Here is a 15,029-nt window from a genome sequence, read left to right as displayed (position 1 = left end):
CAAGCGCCGAGATCGGGAATCCGCCGGCTAATCTCAAGAAAGCCTCGCGCCATCGCCAGCGGGCAACACCTCAGCCCGCCTTGCCGACAAGCCAGGCCGCGAACTGGTCGATGGTCTGGTCGGCGATTGCCTGCATTGTCGCCGGTGAGACCCCTTTCCAGCTGTCGCCGCCCCCGCTGTTGCCGGAATTGACCGAAGCCGACTTCTGCTGGCCGTTTATGCGGTGCAGCCGGTTGCCGGCTGGGTCGTAGACGTCCCAGACATAGATGACGGTGGTGTCCTTGCCTTCCGATATCGCCGAGAAATAACCCTTGAGCACATGGGTCGCGGTCTGGTCGGTGCTGCCGGCAAGCGTGATGCCACGTTGCCTGGCGCGTGTCTGCAATTCCGCGGTCAGCGGCGTGGCGGCCTCCACTGAAGCACCGACGATCGGCGCGATCTGCAGGCGGGTCTTCGACAGGATGGCAGCGCTTTGGGCTGGCGAGATCGGCGCGGTGGTTGCGGGATTGCCCGCAATGGCGGGGTCGGCGGGCGACGGGGCGGGGACGGCGCCGCCCTGGGTGCTTGGCGTCGACGGCGTCGAGGTCCCCGGCGGGGTGATGGCGGAGGGTTCGAGAACGTCCTTTGCGTTGGTGCAGGCGGCAAGAGTCAATGCCACAAGCAATGACACGGTCGTCACATGCGATCGTCTCATTTGCCTTCTAACTCCTTGGCGAAGAACGCCTCCCATTGTGGATTCACTGTACGATCAAGTCGAGATCATGGCGGGACAGCGGCTTCGGCTGGGATTCGGTTGTCAGGTAGGTGCGGCCAAGCGTCATCGCCGTCTCGGTGTCGGAATCCATGATGATCATGTGGGCGAACAGCGTCATGTTCGGCGCGATCGGCTCGGGGTTGCCCTGGTAGAACATCGGCATGTCCATCCAGGACGGCGTGAACCGGGCGCCAACCGAATAGCCGCAGGCGTTGAGCCGGTGCTTGGTCAGGCCGTGCGTCTCCATGGTGCGGGCGTGGGCGTCGAAGACGTCGCCGAAGCTGTTGCCCGGCGCCATCGCCTTCTCGACGGCCAGAAGTGCCGCGCGGGCGGCGTCGAACAGTTCCTGATGGCGCTTCGAGACCTTGCCGGTGAGCACCGTGCGCATCATCGGCGCATGGTAGTGATTGAAGACGCCAGCCCATTCGAGCGTCAGCTGGTCGTTCTTGGTGAGCTTGCGGCGGCCGGACTTGTAGCGGCACAGCAGCGCATCGACGCCGGAGCCGATGATGAATTCGTTGGCCGGATAGTCGCCGCCACCGGCAAAGATCGCGCCCTGCATGGCCGCCAGGATCAGTGCTTCGTCGCCGCCCTGCTTGATCAGCGGCAAGGCCGCGTCGAGCGCGTCGTCGGAAAGGTTGGCGGCCTTCTCGGCCTTGGCGATTTCGGCCGGGCTCTTGAACAGGCGCAGCCGCCCGACGATGCCGGACGCGTCGGCGATCTGGCCAAAGGTCTGCAGCTGTTCGTCCAGCCGCCGGCCATTGTAGGCGGTCAGCCCGTGGGTGTCGTATTCGACGCCGATGCGGGCGCCGAGCAGGTCGAGTTCGTTGAGCAGATTGCGCAGGTCGACCGCCGGATTGGCCCCATTGCGATCGGTCCACAGGACGATGTTGTCGATGATCGAGGTCTGGCGCGCCTGGCGCAGGTCGGCCGAGCGGGTCAACAGCACCATCGAACCGTCGGCCTTCACCACCAGGCACTGGAAGAAGCAGAAGCCAAACGTGTCGTAGCCGGTCAGCCAGTACATGCTTTCCTGGGCGAACAGCAGGATGGCGTCGAGCTTCTTCTCGGCCAACTCGATCATCAGCCGATCGCGCCGCGCGTCAAATTCCGAACGTTCAAAATGCAGCGCCATTATTGCTTCTCCAAAACGATTGCCGAAACCTGCCGGCCGTAATCGGGCTCCTTGCGGTGCGTGGTGCGCCGGTAGGAGTAAAAAAGATCTTCCTCGGCATAAGTGCAGCGGCCGAGGCCCTCGGCCGTCACGCCGGCCTTCGCCAGCCGGTCGACTGTATAGCGATTGAGGTCGAACATCGCATGGCCGGCGTTGGCGGAGGGCGCGAAATAGCGGATGTTTTCAGCGTCGGCCTCTACGAAACGGGCGACGAATTCCGGCCCGACCTCATAGTTTTCGGGGCCGATCGAAGGGCCAAGCACGGCGACGATGTTTTCGCGGCTGGCGCCGAGGTTTTCCATGGCAAGGATGGTGTTTTCGAGCACGCCGGTGAAGGCGCCTTTCCAGCCGGCATGCGCGGCGCCAATTATGCGCGCCTGCGCATCGGCGAACAGCACTGGGCCGCAATCGGCGGTCGAGGCACCGATGGCGATGCCCGGCCGGTCGGTGACGATCGCGTCGGCCTTGGGCCGCTCGCCGGCAAAGGGCTCGCGCACGATGATGACATCGGGCGAATGCACCTGCCAGGCGGTCAGCAGATGGCTCGCCGGCACGCCCATCCAGGCGGCGACACGGCTGCGGTTCTCGGCGACCAGCGCCTGGTCGTCATTCGATCCAGTGCCGATGTTGAGGCCCTGGTAGATGCCGCTGGAAACACCGCCGACGCGGGTGAAATAGCCGTGGCGGATGCCTTGCGCCTGCGCCTCGTCCAGCAGGGCCGACCGAACGGGATCCGGTTTGGTCTGATTCAGCATGCGGGCGTTGTTGTCCGTGTGGGCGGTTTCGTCAAGAAGAAGTGCTTTTCGACAAGAAGGCGGGGCAGAGTTCGGCTGGCGGTCCGAACGCAGCTTGCCGGACGGGAGATTGGGAGAGGCAGCAGTGAAAAGTCAATCCGCCGTGGCAAACGGCCGGACGGCCATGTCGCGCGGCAGCACGGCAAGCACCTTGAACAGCTCGCCCATGGCTTGCGCGCCGGCGAGGCGTTCGACGTCGTCGGCGATCTTGTCGCGCGCCGTCTGGTCGGCATCGGCGCCGAGCCGGCCGGCACGCTCGAGAAGGCCCATGCCGAGCAGGAAGCCGCCCTGCGTCGACAGATGGGCGTCGAGCCCATGCGCGCGTACGGTTGCGGCAAGGGCGGCGAAGTCGACATGGGTCGTCAGGTCAGCCTCGCCGGGATTGGCCAGCACATCTTCGTGATCGTGCCTGCGCAGAGCCTGCAGGGTATCGCCGACACCTGGCCTGAGGTGGCCATAGTCGATGAACAGGCCGGCGCCACCATGCCTGGATATGCGTTCGGCAATGGCCGCCATCAGGGCCGCCCGTGCCGGCGCGACCTCGACGATCGCGCCTTGCGGCGCGTCGGCGGCGTCGTCAGGCAGCAGCGTCGGGTCGACCGAGCCGGCGCCGGCGAAGAAGCGCAGCTCACTGGACTCGTCGAGGCCGACCATACGCTCGCGCCAGCCGGCGTCGGCGCGGACGAACTGGCGGACGGGCACGGCGTCGAACAATTCGTTGCCGACGATGAACAGCGGATCTTGTGGCAGCGTGTCGATGGTTTCGTGCCAATCGATCGCGAAGGGCTTGGTGCCGAGCGTCTGTTTCTGGACTTCGGTCAGGCGCGGGCTGGTCTCGATCATGGCGAAGCCAGCGCCTTTGGCCAGATCAGGATCAAGCCGCGACAGCGTGCGCAGCATGTCCTTCATCAGCGTGCCGCGGCCAGGACCGATCTCGGCGATGGTGACCGGCAGCGGCCGGCCGCTGGCCAGCCAGGCCTGGTAGAGCCAGATGGCGACGAGCTCGCCGAACATCTGGCTGATCTCGGGCGCGGTGATGAAGTCGCCGGCCGCGCCAAAGGGTTCACGCGTCGTGTAGTAGCCGTCCACGGGGTCGAACAGACACAGCGCCATATATTCGTTGACGGGAAGCGGCCCCAACGCCTCGATCAGGCCGACGATGCGGGTCTTCAGCCGTGTCATGCCGGCTGCGGTTGTGGCACCGGCTTGGCGGTCACCATCGCCCAGATTCCGACCAGCACCATCGGCGACGACAGGATCATGCCCATGGTCAGCCAGTTGGTGCCGAGGAGATAGCCGAGCTGCTGGTCGGGCTCGCGGAAGAACTCGACGAAGATGCGCGACAGGCCGTAGCCGCAGATGAAGGCGCCGCCGACGAAGCGCGGCGTCTTCAGCTTGAGACGCGAATGGGTAAGGATGCGCAGCACGAGGAACAGCACCACGCCCTCCAGCAGTGCCTCATAGAGCTGGCTCGGATGGCGGGCAAACGGCCCGCCATTGGGGAACTCGATCGCCCAGGGCACGTCGGTGGGGCGACCCCATAGCTCGGAATTGATGAAATTGGCGACGCGCACCAGGCCAAGGCCAACCGGCACGCCGGCCGCCACCACGTCGAACAGCGACCATGTGCGGATGCCGCGCTTGATGGAAAACAGCGTCATGGCGAGGATGACGCCGAGCAGGCCGCCATGGAACGACATGCCGCCCTGCCAGACCGCGAAGATGTCGAGCGGATGGGCGATGTAGCGCGGCAGGTCGTAGAACAGCACGTAGCCGGTGCGGCCGCCCAGCACGACACCGATGGCCGCCCAGACAATGAAGTCGTCGAGATCCTCCGGTTTCATCGGCAGGACGCCGTTCGGCCACAGCGTCGCGTTGGCGGCGAGGCGCTTGGCGTACCACCAGGCGAACAGGATGCCGACGATGTAGCCGACGCCGTACCAATGCACCGCCAGCGGCCCGATCTGGATGAGGATCGGGTTGATGTTGGGGAAGGGCAGGGAGGCCAGCGGCAGCAGGAAATAATCGTTCAACGGGGAACTCTCGGTTGCGATCGCGTTTGGGCGCGGACCATGCGGCAGGGTTTTGGCAGGGTCAAGGCAAGGCGGTCGTGTCCGACTTGATGCCGCATCAGGGCGCAACATGCTTGCATTCCAAGTGCAGCGCTACTAACTCAAATAACGGTAAGCGAGGATTTGCCATGTCGACCGGACCGAACCGCATTCTCGATGAATTCGCCAAGCTGATGACCGATGCCGCTGGGGCCGCCCAAGGCGTGCGCCGTGAGGTCGAGACCGCCTTCAAGGGCCAGGCCGAGCGCATCCTCAACACCATGGACGTGGTGCAGCGCGAAGAGTTCGAAGCGGCGCGCGAGATGGCGGCCAAGGCGCGGGAAGAAAACACCCGCCTTGCCGAGCGTATCGAGGCGCTCGAGGCGAAGCTTGCCGAATTGTCCGGACAGGCCGCACCAGCGGCGGCGGCAAAGCCCCGCGCAAAAAAATAATCATTAAACTTTTCCACATAGCCCGATCCTGAAAAGCGCTTTGCCGTGAATCGCTTAACGGCGTTGCATGAATCTTTGTGACAGCGGCTTTCCACATGCGAATGACGCAGTGCGAAAAATTGGGCTGTTCACGCGACTCCCGATCAATAGACTGAATTTGTTGCATGATTCGGAGCAGGGTCATGTGGCCGGGCGGTGGGGTCCGGTCTGGGGGTCTTTGCGTCGAGAAGTCCTGGCCGTCCGAGTTCTAGACAAGATTGTTCGTTGTGTGTGCCCTCCCGCGGAGCGTGTGGCGGCGCTCCTCAGAACGACAGGAAGCATTCCATGGAACTTCTCGAACTCGAATTCTCCCGCGAAATCCATCCGGTGGATGTTATCGAGCAGGTGGCCCACAACAACGACTGGTCCTTTGAGCGGGCCGGCGATGACGAGATTTCGATCTCGGTTGCCGGCAGCTGGACCGACTATCACGTCTCCTTCTCGTGGATGGAGGATTTCGAGGCGCTGCACCTGGCCTGCGCCTTCGACATCAAGGTGCCGGAGGCCCGTGCACTGGAAGTGATGCGGCTGCTGTCGCTCATCAACGAACAGATGCTGTTCGGCCATTTCGACCTCTGGGAGCAGGAAGGCGCGATCATGTTCCGCCAGTCGCTGCTCCTGGCCGGCGGTGTCGAGCCGTCGAGCCAGCAGGTCGAAGTGCTGCTGTCGTCGGCGCTGGAAGCCTGCGAATGCTATTTCCAGGCGTTCCAGTTCGTCGTCTGGTCGGGAACCTCGGCCAAGGACGCGCTAGCCGGCGTGCTGTTCGAGACCTACGGTAACGCCTAGAGCCCGTTCATCCCGATAGAATCGGGATGGGGCTCTATCTCATTGTTTGAGCATGATCTCTGGACAATCGGTTTCCGTTTGTCCGAGAAAACTGGAGTCCACTTTTCGGGATCATGCTCTAGAGCGACGGCAAGGCAGACAAGACAGAGATGAGTTCGAGCAGCGAGCGCAAGCCCGAGATCAGTTTTGCCGACTTCGATCGTGTCGACATCCGCGCCGGCACGATCGTCGAGGCCGAGCCGTTTCCCGAAGCGCGCAAGCCGGCATTCAAGCTTAAGATCGATTTTGGCGCCGACATCGGCATCAAGAAATCGTCGGCGCAGATCACCAAATACTATGCGCCCGAGACGCTGATCGGCCGGCAGGTGTTCGCGGTGGTCAATTTCCCGCCGCGCCAGATCGGCCCGTTCATGTCGGAAGTGCTGACGCTCGGCTTTCCCGACGAGGAGGGCGCCGTGGTGCTCGGGGCCATTGAGCGCAGGGTGCCGGACGGCGGGCGGCTTTTTTAGGACGTGTTGATAATCAGGTGAGGCCGGCTTGCGAACAGCGGTCTCCTGCGCTTCAGGTGCTCACGTACCCCAAGTACGCTCTGCTCCGGGTCTCGGAGCCCGCCATTCTCAGCTTGGCCTGATCTGAATCTCGACACATCCTGATGCCACGATACTTCTCAGGCAGCCAGTTTCCGCGGCATGCCCAGCGCTTCCTCGACCGTGTCTAGAAACAGTTCGGCGCAGGCTTTCCAGCTGTAGCGCATGGCGCGTTCGCGCGCCTCGGCGCGGTCGACGTTGAGGGCGGCGAGCGCCGCCTCGCGCAGATCGGTCGACACCGCGCCGCCAAAACCGTCGCCGACGATGTCGATCGGACCGGTCACCGGATAGGCGGCGACCGGCGTGCCGCTGGCCAGCGCCTCGATGATGACATTGCCGAACGTGTCGGTGCGGCTGGGAAAGACGAAGACGTCGGCCGAGGCGTAGATCTCGGCCAGTTCGTCATTGGGACGATGGCCGAGGAAATGCGCTTGCGGGTATTTCGCCTTCAGCTTGGCAAGTTCCGGACCCTCGCCGACGATCACCTTGCTGCCGGGCAGATCGAGGTCGAGAAAGGCCGAGAGGTTCTTTTCGATGGCGACGCGGCCGACGCAAAGGAAGATCGGGCCGGGAAAGCCGAGATCCTTCTTCTTGTCCGGCCGGAAATGGTCGGTGTCGACGCCACGTGTCCAGGGGCGCAGCTTGTTGAAGCCACGCGAGGCAAGATCGTCGGCGAGCGACTGCGTGGCGACCAGCGTGCCCTGGCCGGAATTGTGGAAATCGCGCAGCCAGCGATAGGCCCAGCTTTCCGGCACCGGCAGGCGCGCGCTGAGATATTCGGGAAAGCGGGTGTGATAGCTGGTGGTGAACGGCCGGCCGGCATTGCGGCAATAGCGCCGCGCCATGATGCCCAGCGGTCCCTCGGTGACGATGTGGATGTGGTCCGCCTTGCCGGCTTCGATCAGGCGCGCAACATGGCCGGGCGTGGTCAGCGCCAGCCGGATGTCGGGGTAGGTCGGCAAGGGCAGCGTGCGAAAGATGTTGGGCGTCAGGAAATCCACCGCGACATCGAAGGATTTTAGCGTTTCGGTCAGCCGTTCCAGCGTGTGGACGACGCCATTGACCTGTGGGCGCCAGGCGTCGGTGACCATCAATATGCGCATGGCGGCCCTTTGCTCGAAAGGTCGACGGTTGCCTTGAGACGATGCCGGAACGGCGACCAGCCTGCGGCTCTCGCTTCGCTCCAGCGCACCCGGGCGGGCACGGTATCGAAGTGAGGCGGCAAGGCCGAATCAATGGAGGTCGCGCGCTTCATGCGCGCTCTTCACCATGGTTTCATGACGGGCGGATGAAGCAGCCGTTCAGCTAAGCACGATCAAGCATGATCTCGGACAAACGGTTTCCATTTGTCCGAGAAAACCGGTTTCCACGTTTCGGGATCATGCCCCGATCAGGCCGGAACCTTGATGACGGCGCGCAGGCCGCCGAGCGGGCTGTCATCGAGGGTGATGTCGCCGCCATGGCTGCGGGCGATATCGCGGGCAATCGACAGGCCGAGCCCCGTGCCGCTGGCATCGAGGTTGCGAGCTTCGTCGAGCCGCACGAAGGGCTTGAAGACGTCTTCGCGCCTGTCGAGCGGGATACCGGGGCCATCGTCGTCGATGGTGACCAGCAGCGAGCCGCGGCCATGGTTGGCGTTGACTTCAATCGTCCTGGCATAGCGGAAGGCATTGCCGATGACGTTGGACAGCAGCCGGGCAAAGGCATTCGGCCGCACATGCACATCACGGTCGCCAACAAGCGTCGTCGACAGCTTGCGCTTGCGGAGTCCGGCTTCCTCGTCGAGCTTCTGGAAATAGGCCTCAAGATCAAACCGCCCGGCATCCTCGGAAGCCTCGCCGCGGGCAAAGGCCAGGTAGCCTTCGAGCATCGACTGCATATCGTCGATGTCCTGGTCGAGCGCCGCCTTGGTCTCGGCCTTGCCGCCGGCCAGCGCCAGCTGCAGCTTGAAGCGGGTGAGAATGGTTCGCAGGTCATGGCTGACGCCGGTCAGCATGGCGGTGCGTTGCTCGATCTGGCGTTCGATGCGCTCGCGCATCTGGATGAAGGCAAAGCCGGCGCGGCGAACCTCCTCGGCGCCGCGCGGCCGGAAATCGCGCGGCATCGGCCGGCCCTTGCCGAAGCTTTCGGCCGCCTCGGCGAGCGTCAGGATCGGCCGGATCTGGTTGCGCAGGAAGGGGATGGCGATCATCAACAGCACCAGCGAGGTGCCGACCATCCAGATCAGGAAGATGTGGGTGTTCGAGGCATAGGCCTGGCTGCGGCGCACGAAGACGCGCAGCACCTTGCCCTCAAGCTGGACGCGCACCTCGACGATGTTGGAATTGCCGACCGTGTCGATCCAGAACGGGCGGTTGATCTGGCGGGTGATTTCGGCCGAAAGAACATCATCGAGGATCGAGAAGAAGGGCTTGGGCCCGGGTGCGGGCAGCGGGTCGGGCGGCAAGAGGTCGACCTTCAACTGCATGCGGTCCTGGGCGATCCGGATGATGTTGGCGTAGTCGGCGTCGTGCGGGTAGGTTTCGATCATGTCGATGATGGCGGCGATGTCGCGTACGGTGGCCTGCGACAGACGCTGCGTCACGGTTGCCCAATGGCGTTCCATGAAGACGAAGGCGACGACCGATTGCAGCAGGATCATCGGCGCGATGACGATGATCAGCGAGCGGGCATAGAGCCGCTTCGGCATATACAGCGAAACGAGGCGCCAGAACCGGTTCCAGGCACGCGGCACCGCCTTGAGCGTGCGCGCGGCGCGTGCGCTCAAGCCGTTATTGCCCGGCTGTTGCAGTTCCGTGGTTGCCATTCGCTCTTTTCGTTTGCCCGCAACCGTTCGACCGGCCGCAGGCGGCATTCTATTCCACGCTGAGCCGATACCCAATACCGCGCACGGTCTGCAGCCACACCGGATTGGACGGATCGCGCTCGATCTTGCGGCGCAGCCGGTTGATCTGGACGTCGATGGTGCGCTCGCCGACTTCCGAATCGTCGCCGACAAGCTCGTGGCGGGGGATCGTCTCACCTGCTCGCGCGGCGAAGATCGCCAGGATCTCCTGCTCGCGGTCGGTCAGCTTCAGCGCCTCGCCGCCGCGCTTCAATTCGCGCCTGGCTATCTGGAACGTGTAAGGGCCGAAGACCAGTTGCTCGACCTTCGGCGTTGTCGCCGGACCGCCGCGGCGCAGGATGTTGTTGATGCGCAGGATCAGCTCGCGCGGATCGAAAGGTTTCGGCAGATAGTCGTCGGCGCCGGCTTCGAGGCCGGTGATGCGGCTATCGGTTTCCGACAGCGCCGTCAGCATCAGGATCGGCACGTTCTTTTCGGCGCGCAGCGACTTGGTCAGGTCGACGCCCGTTTCACCGGGCATCATCACGTCGAGGATCAGAAGATCGAAGTCGAGGCCGGCAAGCTTGCGCCGGGCTTCGCCGGCATTGCCGGCGACGGTGACGCGAAAGCCGTTTTCGGTCAGATACTGCTTGAGAAGATTGCGGATGCGGGTGTCGTCGTCGACGACGAGCAAATGCGGCGCGTCGTCGTCCGGTGCGGCCGCATGATCGACCCTTTCAGTGCTCTCCATGGCTTTTCCCTGACATTTTTGCGGACCCAACGTCGATCTGCGCTCTCAGTTCCGGATTGACCATCGCTTCGAGGAACCGTTCAACCAGGGTCCGTTCGGTTATCCCGGAATCTCCCAATGCAGCAAGGATGCGGCGCGACTGTGGCCGCGCCAGCGCCAGCGCCAGCGCGCGGCCCTTGGCTGTCGGATAGAGTTCGCGCTGGCGGCGGTCACGAGGGCCTTGCAACTGCACGACATGGTCGGTGTCGATCAATTGCTTGAGCACCCGCGCCAGGCTCTGCTTGGTGATCTTCAGCACGTCGAGCAGTTCGGCAACCGTCAGGCCCGGCCTGCGGTTGACGAAATGCAGCACCCGGTGGTGGGCTCGGCCGAAGCCATAATCGGCCAGGATCTGATCCGGATCGGAGGTGAAGTCCCGATAGGCGAAGAAAAGCAGTTCGATGATGGCGAAGTCGATGCCGTCCTCGTCGGTGATCGCCGTCCTGATCGGTTTCCCGGCTGCGTGGCTTCTATCCGTCATCATTTCTCCGCTTGAAAGAGAGATTATGTCAGTACTATTGACGTAATTTCCCTGCAATGGTAATTTTTGACAAGCTTTTGGGCGGATTGCGAACGAAAAGGCAAGAGAGGCCGGTTTTTCCGGAACTTCCTGAGTTTGCCAGAGCGCAATTATCCGCCTACGCTCCAGCATAAAGGCCGCTTTGCGCGGCCGACACGAAACACACAACGATACAACACTATGCGGGCTGCCGCCCGCGGGAGGTTACCATGGCATCCGTTCCCTTCGATCAACTGGACGGCTTCATCTGGATGAACGGCGCGTTCGTCCAATGGGGTGACGCCAAGATCCACGTCCTGACCCATGGGCTGCACTACGCCAGCGCCGTCTTCGAGGGCGAGCGCGCCTATGGCGGTGAGATCTTCAAGCTCAACGAACACACCGAGCGCCTGCATGAATCGGCGCGCTTGCTCGGCTTCAAGATTCCCTATTCGGTGGCCGAGCTCAACGACGCTTCCACCACGCTTTTGAAGAAGCAAGGTTTCCAGGACGCCTATGTCCGGCCGATCGCCTGGCGCGGCAGTGAACAGATGGGCGTTTCAGCGCAGAACAACCGCATCAACTGCGCCATCGCCATCTGGCAGTGGCCGAGCTATTTCGATCCGGCGCAGAAGCTGAAAGGCATCCGTCTTGACGTGGCGGAATGGCGCCGGCCCGACCCGCGCACGGCGCCGTCCAAGTCGAAGGCCGCCGGCCTCTACATGATCTGCACCATGTCCAAGCACGCCGCCGAGGCCAAGGGCTATGCCGATGCCATGATGCTCGACTGGCGTGGCCAGGTCGCGGAAGCGACCGGCGCCAACATCTTCTTCGTCAAGGACGGCAAGATCCACACGCCCAAGCCCGACTGCTTCCTCGACGGCATCACCCGCCGCACGGTCATCGGCCTGGCCAAGGATCGCGGTCTGGAAGTGATCGAACGCGCCATCATGCCGGAAGAACTCGAGGGCTTCGAGCAGTGCTTCCTGACCGGGACGGCAGCCGAAGTAACGCCGGTTTCGGAGATCGGACCTTACCGATTCGAGGTCGGTGAAATCGCCAAGAACCTTATGAATGACTATTCTGCAGCGGTTCAGCCCAAGCACGCGATCGCGGCAGAATAACGAAAGTCACAGCTTTTCGAGCAAGCAGGGGCGGTTTTGAGGCCGCCCCTTTTATTTAAGCGTTTCTGCATTTGACTTTCGTCCAATTCGGCGTCTCATGATGCTGTCGGCCCGGAAGGCTGGCAGCTATGGAGGGACTAATCTTATGGACATGAACACGCTTCTTCCGATCATTGTACAGGTGATTACGGGTATCATCGGTGGTCAGGCGGTCGGTGCGGCGCTCAAGACGGCGGCGTTGGGTCAGCTTCCCAAAATCCTGGGCGGAGCCATTGGCGGCGTCGGCGGTGCGGCGATCCTCGGCATCGTGCTTGGTGGCGGCGCGGTCGATCCGGCGGCCGCGGCAGCAGCAACGAGCGGTCTGGGCAGCGCGCTGAACCTCAACAACATCGTCGGCGGTGCCGGCGGCGGCGCGATCCTGACCGGCATTCTCGGCGCAGTCATGGGTGCCATGAAGAAGTAAGCTATTCGGTCTAAGCGTTTTAAGTGGGCGGCTTCGGCCGCCCATTTTCGTTTTTCGGAGCGACTGACTGTTCGTCTGTCGAGGGGTGGACGCCCTTGGCCCGCAGCTGCAGAACGTTTCATCGCTCTGTCTCTTGGTTGACGCAATTCCGGACGGAAATCCGCTTCACACTTTTCCTGGAATTGCTCTACATCACGCTGGAATAGCGAAAGGACGATCATGGGTCAGCTCACTGCCGGCATCGTGCCGGTCACACCGTTCCAGCAGAATTGCACTATCCTGTTCGACATGGACGACAAGCAGGGTGTCGTCGTCGATCCGGGCGGCGACATCGACAAGGTGCTGGCGGTGCTGAAGGACAACGCGATATCAGCCGGGGCGATCTGGATAACGCATGGCCATATCGACCATGCCGGCGGCGCCATGGAGTTGAAGGAGGCGCTCGGCGTCGAGATCATCGGCCCGCATGAGGCCGACAAGTCATTGCTCGACAATCTGGAAAACCAGGGCAGGCGGTACGGTATCGCCGGCGCGCGCAACTGCGTGCCCGACCGGTTCCTGACCGAAGGCGAGACCGTGTCATTCGGCTCGCATGTGTTCGAGGTGTTGCATTGCCCCGGCCATGCGCCTGGCCATGTCGTCTACTACAACCGCGTGGCCAAGTTCGCCCATGTCGGCGATGTGCTGTTTCGGGGCTCGGTCGGCCGCACCGACCTGCCGGGTGGCGACCACGCGGCGCTGATCGCCTCGATCAAGGACAAGCTCCTGCCGCTCGGCGACGACATCGGCTTCATCTGCGGCCATGGTCCCGGCGGACGCTTCGGCGAGGAGCGGCGGACCAACCCTTTTCTGACTTAAGAGCGCCTGTGTTGCAGCCAATGCCTTCTCCCCGTACTTCGCTGGAAAGGTGCCGGCAGGCTGATAAGGGGCGGCGCCGATCTCAAGAGAAATCCGGGATGGTCAAGCCCAACAACAAAAAGCGCTGGCCTCGCGGTCAGCGCTTTTGTTTGGGGCAGGGAAGCCCTTGGTCTTAGTTCGCCGTGCAGAAATGCTGTTCGCCGTCATTGCCGGTGAACGTGCCGGTGCGGGCATTGAAGGTACGGTAGCGGTCCGAGCAATAGTCGTACCAGTCACGCGTCCAAGGCTGAGCGTAGCCTTCATTGTAGACGACCCTCGGTTCTGCATAGTAGCGGCGCACTGGTGCCGGGCGGACCACGACGTCACGCTCGTAGTAACCGTCATCGTAGTAGCGGTCAGCATAGGGCGGGGGTCCGTCATTGGCCAACGCACCACCGATCAGCGCGCCGGCCGCGAGTCCGAGGACGCCGGCGGCGATTGCATCGCCGTTGCCGTGATGGCCGTGATGGCGCCACTCATCCGCGTAGGCAGCGGGCAAGGTCGCGAGCGTGGTTGCGACCACGGCAGCGGACAGGACAGCGGTCTTGATAATTCGATTCATGTCGGTCTCCTTCGTGCCGGCCCACGCAAGTTTCGGGGGATGCGGTCCGGCTTTACCAAAGACTAATATACGACCATGGCTGAACGGGGGCTGAACGGATTTCGACGCACAATATCCAAAACAGGCGTCAAAGACCCCTGCAGGGAACGGGGGCTATTCAGCCGGAGCCGTCGCCGGTCTGGAGCCGGTTCAGCCAACCGATAGGTTGACGGCCTTTGGGCCCTTGCCACGCTTGTCCGGTTCCGTATCGAAGGACACTTTCTGGCCATCCTCAAGACCAGGAAGGCCCGACGCCTGCACGGCTGAAATATGCACGAAAACATCCTTCGCGCCATCATCGGGCGTGATGAAGCCGAAGCCCTTGGCATGGTTGAAGAATTTGACGGTGCCGGTCTGCGGCATGGGAAGCTCCTTTGGTCCCATAAAGTCCAGTCTCGGGCCGGCAAATGCCCGAATGGAAATTTGTCCTTTATTTTAGCGCCATCGGCAAGAGAAAGTTTTTGGGGCCCCTAAAGCGCGTCGCGTTTGAAGGGGCTCAGACGACGCACTTTTAAGTCTTTGTTTTTATGAACGTCGTTGCTTCGAAACCAGTGCGCACTCTTGAGCGACAGGCATTGGGCAGAACTCGCGGCACGAAAAAGGCGCGACGAAAACCGCCGCGCCTTTCAAATTCAAATCCCTCTCCAAGCCAGGTTCAGGCATTGGAGCCTCCGTGATGCGTCAGAGACGCACGGCGCGCCGATGGCTCAGGCAGCGCGGAGGTTGACGGCCTTGGGGCCCTTGCCCATGCGATCCGGCTCGACGTCGAAGGTGACCTTCTGGCCGTCGACGAGCGTGCGCAGGCCGGAGGCCTCGATCGCGGAAATATGGACGAATACATCCTTGGCGCCGCCATCGGGCGTGATAAAACCGAAGCCTTTGGTCGCGTTGAAGAATTTAACGGTGCCGGTCTGGGCCATTGGGGAAACTCCTTCACCCGTTCAGTCTGGTGGTCCTGCCCGCCGCCTGGCGCAATGGGCAAGTCCCGGTGGTTGCTTCGGCAGTCATGCATTGGCGCATGGTCAAACCCCCCGCCGAAAACGGGGCCGTCAGAGATTCACAGTATCGGGGAAAGGTCGTCCAAAACGTTCCGCTCTCCGGGTCGCAAATGCCCGAACACGGAATTTATCGCACGGAAACGTGAAGGTTGCAAGATAGCGCCGCGGGCCGCCACAATGGGCGCATCCCGACGCA

Annotated in this window: 18 protein-coding genes; 6 read left to right on the top strand and 12 right to left on the bottom strand. The window is 62.8% G+C overall.

The genetic code is table 11. From position 1 onward, the window contains the following. Positions 1 to 70: 70 nt before the first annotated feature. From AC0ZT5_RS14605 to lgt, 5 genes are all read right to left on the bottom strand, one after another. Positions 71 to 694, bottom strand: coding sequence for a hypothetical protein (locus AC0ZT5_RS14605; RefSeq protein ID WP_488497003.1), 624 nt, complete (start codon positions 692 to 694; stop codon positions 71 to 73). Positions 695 to 737: 43 nt separating this feature from the next. Beyond that, entirely contained in the window at positions 738 to 1,889 is a 1,152-nt protein-coding gene (locus AC0ZT5_RS14600) for a M24 family metallopeptidase (protein WP_488497002.1), read from the bottom strand. Next, entirely contained in the window at positions 1,889 to 2,683 is a 795-nt protein-coding gene (gene pgeF / locus AC0ZT5_RS14595) for a peptidoglycan editing factor PgeF (RefSeq protein ID WP_488497001.1), read from the bottom strand. The genes AC0ZT5_RS14600 and pgeF overlap by 1 nt, the downstream gene beginning before the upstream one ends. Positions 2,684 to 2,815: 132 nt before the next feature. Further along, positions 2,816 to 3,904 (bottom strand): class I SAM-dependent methyltransferase, encoded by a 1,089-nt coding sequence (locus tag AC0ZT5_RS14590; RefSeq protein ID WP_488497000.1) that lies wholly within the window; start codon positions 3,902 to 3,904, stop codon positions 2,816 to 2,818. Then, a complete protein-coding gene (gene lgt, locus AC0ZT5_RS14585; protein ID WP_488496999.1) occupies positions 3,901 to 4,755 on the bottom strand; it encodes a prolipoprotein diacylglyceryl transferase in 855 nt (284 codons plus the stop codon). Before lgt ends, AC0ZT5_RS14590 begins: the two co-directional genes overlap by 4 nt. 167 nt (positions 4,756 to 4,922) lie before the next feature. Here lgt and AC0ZT5_RS14580 point away from each other — a divergent pair, with 167 nt between their 5' ends. The 3 genes from AC0ZT5_RS14580 (at position 4,923) to AC0ZT5_RS14570 (ending at position 6,559) form a co-directional block, all read left to right on the top strand. After that, positions 4,923 to 5,225 (top strand): accessory factor UbiK family protein, encoded by a 303-nt coding sequence (locus tag AC0ZT5_RS14580; RefSeq protein WP_184874869.1) that lies wholly within the window; start codon positions 4,923 to 4,925, stop codon positions 5,223 to 5,225. A 324-nt stretch (positions 5,226 to 5,549) separates the two neighbouring features. Further along, positions 5,550 to 6,050, top strand: coding sequence for a type III secretion system chaperone family protein (locus AC0ZT5_RS14575; RefSeq protein ID WP_006202532.1), 501 nt, complete (start codon positions 5,550 to 5,552; stop codon positions 6,048 to 6,050). Between the two features lie 149 nt (positions 6,051 to 6,199). After that, positions 6,200 to 6,559, top strand: coding sequence for a tRNA-binding protein (locus AC0ZT5_RS14570; protein WP_488496998.1), 360 nt, complete (start codon positions 6,200 to 6,202; stop codon positions 6,557 to 6,559). 158 nt (positions 6,560 to 6,717) lie between these two features. Here AC0ZT5_RS14570 and AC0ZT5_RS14565 read toward each other — a convergent pair whose 3' ends face one another. The 4 genes from AC0ZT5_RS14565 to AC0ZT5_RS14550 all read right to left on the bottom strand — a co-directional run bounded on the left by AC0ZT5_RS14565 (position 6,718) and on the right by AC0ZT5_RS14550 (position 10,732). Next, on the bottom strand, positions 6,718 to 7,740 hold the full coding sequence (locus AC0ZT5_RS14565; protein ID WP_488496997.1) for a glycosyltransferase family 4 protein: 1,023 nt from the start codon (positions 7,738 to 7,740) through the stop codon (positions 6,718 to 6,720). Between the two features lie 287 nt (positions 7,741 to 8,027). After that, positions 8,028 to 9,443, bottom strand: coding sequence for an ATP-binding protein (locus AC0ZT5_RS14560; protein ID WP_488496996.1), 1,416 nt, complete (start codon positions 9,441 to 9,443; stop codon positions 8,028 to 8,030). A gap of 49 nt (positions 9,444 to 9,492) precedes the next feature. Beyond that, on the bottom strand, positions 9,493 to 10,212 hold the full coding sequence (locus tag AC0ZT5_RS14555) for a response regulator (protein ID WP_095090873.1): 720 nt from the start codon (positions 10,210 to 10,212) through the stop codon (positions 9,493 to 9,495). Beyond that, on the bottom strand, positions 10,199 to 10,732 hold the full coding sequence (locus AC0ZT5_RS14550; protein ID WP_488496995.1) for a MarR family winged helix-turn-helix transcriptional regulator: 534 nt from the start codon (positions 10,730 to 10,732) through the stop codon (positions 10,199 to 10,201). The genes AC0ZT5_RS14555 and AC0ZT5_RS14550 overlap by 14 nt, the downstream gene beginning before the upstream one ends. Positions 10,733 to 10,980: 248 nt before the next feature. Between AC0ZT5_RS14550 and AC0ZT5_RS14545 the strand changes: the two genes are divergently transcribed. The 3 genes from AC0ZT5_RS14545 to AC0ZT5_RS14535 all read left to right on the top strand — a co-directional run bounded on the left by AC0ZT5_RS14545 (position 10,981) and on the right by AC0ZT5_RS14535 (position 13,195). Further along, a complete protein-coding gene (locus AC0ZT5_RS14545; RefSeq protein WP_095090875.1) occupies positions 10,981 to 11,874 on the top strand; it encodes a branched-chain amino acid aminotransferase in 894 nt (297 codons plus the stop codon). 145 nt (positions 11,875 to 12,019) lie between these two features. Continuing rightward, the gene (locus AC0ZT5_RS14540; RefSeq protein ID WP_488496994.1) at positions 12,020 to 12,337 is read left to right on the top strand and encodes a hypothetical protein; all 318 of its coding nucleotides are present in this window, start codon (positions 12,020 to 12,022) and stop codon (positions 12,335 to 12,337) included. Between the two features lie 219 nt (positions 12,338 to 12,556). Beyond that, the gene (locus tag AC0ZT5_RS14535; RefSeq protein ID WP_488496993.1) at positions 12,557 to 13,195 is read left to right on the top strand and encodes an MBL fold metallo-hydrolase; all 639 of its coding nucleotides are present in this window, start codon (positions 12,557 to 12,559) and stop codon (positions 13,193 to 13,195) included. A gap of 172 nt (positions 13,196 to 13,367) precedes the next feature. Here the strand turns inward: AC0ZT5_RS14535 and AC0ZT5_RS14530 are convergent, their stop codons facing one another. The 3 genes from AC0ZT5_RS14530 to AC0ZT5_RS14520 form a co-directional block, all read right to left on the bottom strand. Further along, positions 13,368 to 13,796 (bottom strand): BA14K family protein, encoded by a 429-nt coding sequence (locus AC0ZT5_RS14530; RefSeq protein WP_488496992.1) that lies wholly within the window; start codon positions 13,794 to 13,796, stop codon positions 13,368 to 13,370. A 189-nt stretch (positions 13,797 to 13,985) separates the two neighbouring features. Next, complete coding sequence (locus AC0ZT5_RS14525; protein ID WP_013530020.1) at positions 13,986 to 14,198, bottom strand: cold-shock protein; 213 nt, start codon at positions 14,196 to 14,198, stop codon at positions 13,986 to 13,988. A 344-nt stretch (positions 14,199 to 14,542) separates the two neighbouring features. Next, on the bottom strand, positions 14,543 to 14,755 hold the full coding sequence (locus AC0ZT5_RS14520; protein ID WP_006202520.1) for a cold-shock protein: 213 nt from the start codon (positions 14,753 to 14,755) through the stop codon (positions 14,543 to 14,545). Positions 14,756 to 15,029 lie beyond the last annotated feature (274 nt).

It is taken from the genome of Mesorhizobium sp. CNPSo 4670 (assembly GCF_057784235.1).
This window is presented reverse-complemented; position numbering and strand designations above follow the sequence as displayed.

Bases quoted from the DNA above. Each gene is read 5' to 3' on its own strand.
- AC0ZT5_RS14605 (WP_488497003.1), bottom strand. From the start codon at position 694: ATGAGACGATCGCATGTGACGACCGTGTCATTGCTTGTGGCATTGACT.
- AC0ZT5_RS14600 (WP_488497002.1), bottom strand. From the start codon at position 1,889: ATGGCGCTGCATTTTGAACGTTCGGAATTTGACGCGCGGCGCGATCGG.
- pgeF (WP_488497001.1), bottom strand. From the start codon at position 2,683: ATGCTGAATCAGACCAAACCGGATCCCGTTCGGTCGGCCCTGCTGGAC.
- AC0ZT5_RS14590 (WP_488497000.1), bottom strand. From the start codon at position 3,904: ATGACACGGCTGAAGACCCGCATCGTCGGCCTGATCGAGGCGTTGGGG.
- AC0ZT5_RS14580 (WP_184874869.1), top strand. From the start codon at position 4,923: ATGTCGACCGGACCGAACCGCATTCTCGATGAATTCGCCAAGCTGATG.
- AC0ZT5_RS14575 (WP_006202532.1), top strand. From the start codon at position 5,550: ATGGAACTTCTCGAACTCGAATTCTCCCGCGAAATCCATCCGGTGGAT.
- AC0ZT5_RS14570 (WP_488496998.1), top strand. From the start codon at position 6,200: ATGAGTTCGAGCAGCGAGCGCAAGCCCGAGATCAGTTTTGCCGACTTC.
- AC0ZT5_RS14565 (WP_488496997.1), bottom strand. From the start codon at position 7,740: ATGCGCATATTGATGGTCACCGACGCCTGGCGCCCACAGGTCAATGGC.
- AC0ZT5_RS14560 (WP_488496996.1), bottom strand. From the start codon at position 9,443: ATGGCAACCACGGAACTGCAACAGCCGGGCAATAACGGCTTGAGCGCA.
- AC0ZT5_RS14555 (WP_095090873.1), bottom strand. From the start codon at position 10,212: ATGGAGAGCACTGAAAGGGTCGATCATGCGGCCGCACCGGACGACGAC.
- AC0ZT5_RS14550 (WP_488496995.1), bottom strand. From the start codon at position 10,732: ATGACGGATAGAAGCCACGCAGCCGGGAAACCGATCAGGACGGCGATC.
- AC0ZT5_RS14545 (WP_095090875.1), top strand. From the start codon at position 10,981: ATGGCATCCGTTCCCTTCGATCAACTGGACGGCTTCATCTGGATGAAC.
- AC0ZT5_RS14540 (WP_488496994.1), top strand. From the start codon at position 12,020: ATGGACATGAACACGCTTCTTCCGATCATTGTACAGGTGATTACGGGT.
- AC0ZT5_RS14535 (WP_488496993.1), top strand. From the start codon at position 12,557: ATGGGTCAGCTCACTGCCGGCATCGTGCCGGTCACACCGTTCCAGCAG.
- AC0ZT5_RS14530 (WP_488496992.1), bottom strand. From the start codon at position 13,796: ATGAATCGAATTATCAAGACCGCTGTCCTGTCCGCTGCCGTGGTCGCA.
- AC0ZT5_RS14525 (WP_013530020.1), bottom strand. From the start codon at position 14,198: ATGCCGCAGACCGGCACCGTCAAATTCTTCAACCATGCCAAGGGCTTC.
- AC0ZT5_RS14520 (WP_006202520.1), bottom strand. From the start codon at position 14,755: ATGGCCCAGACCGGCACCGTTAAATTCTTCAACGCGACCAAAGGCTTC.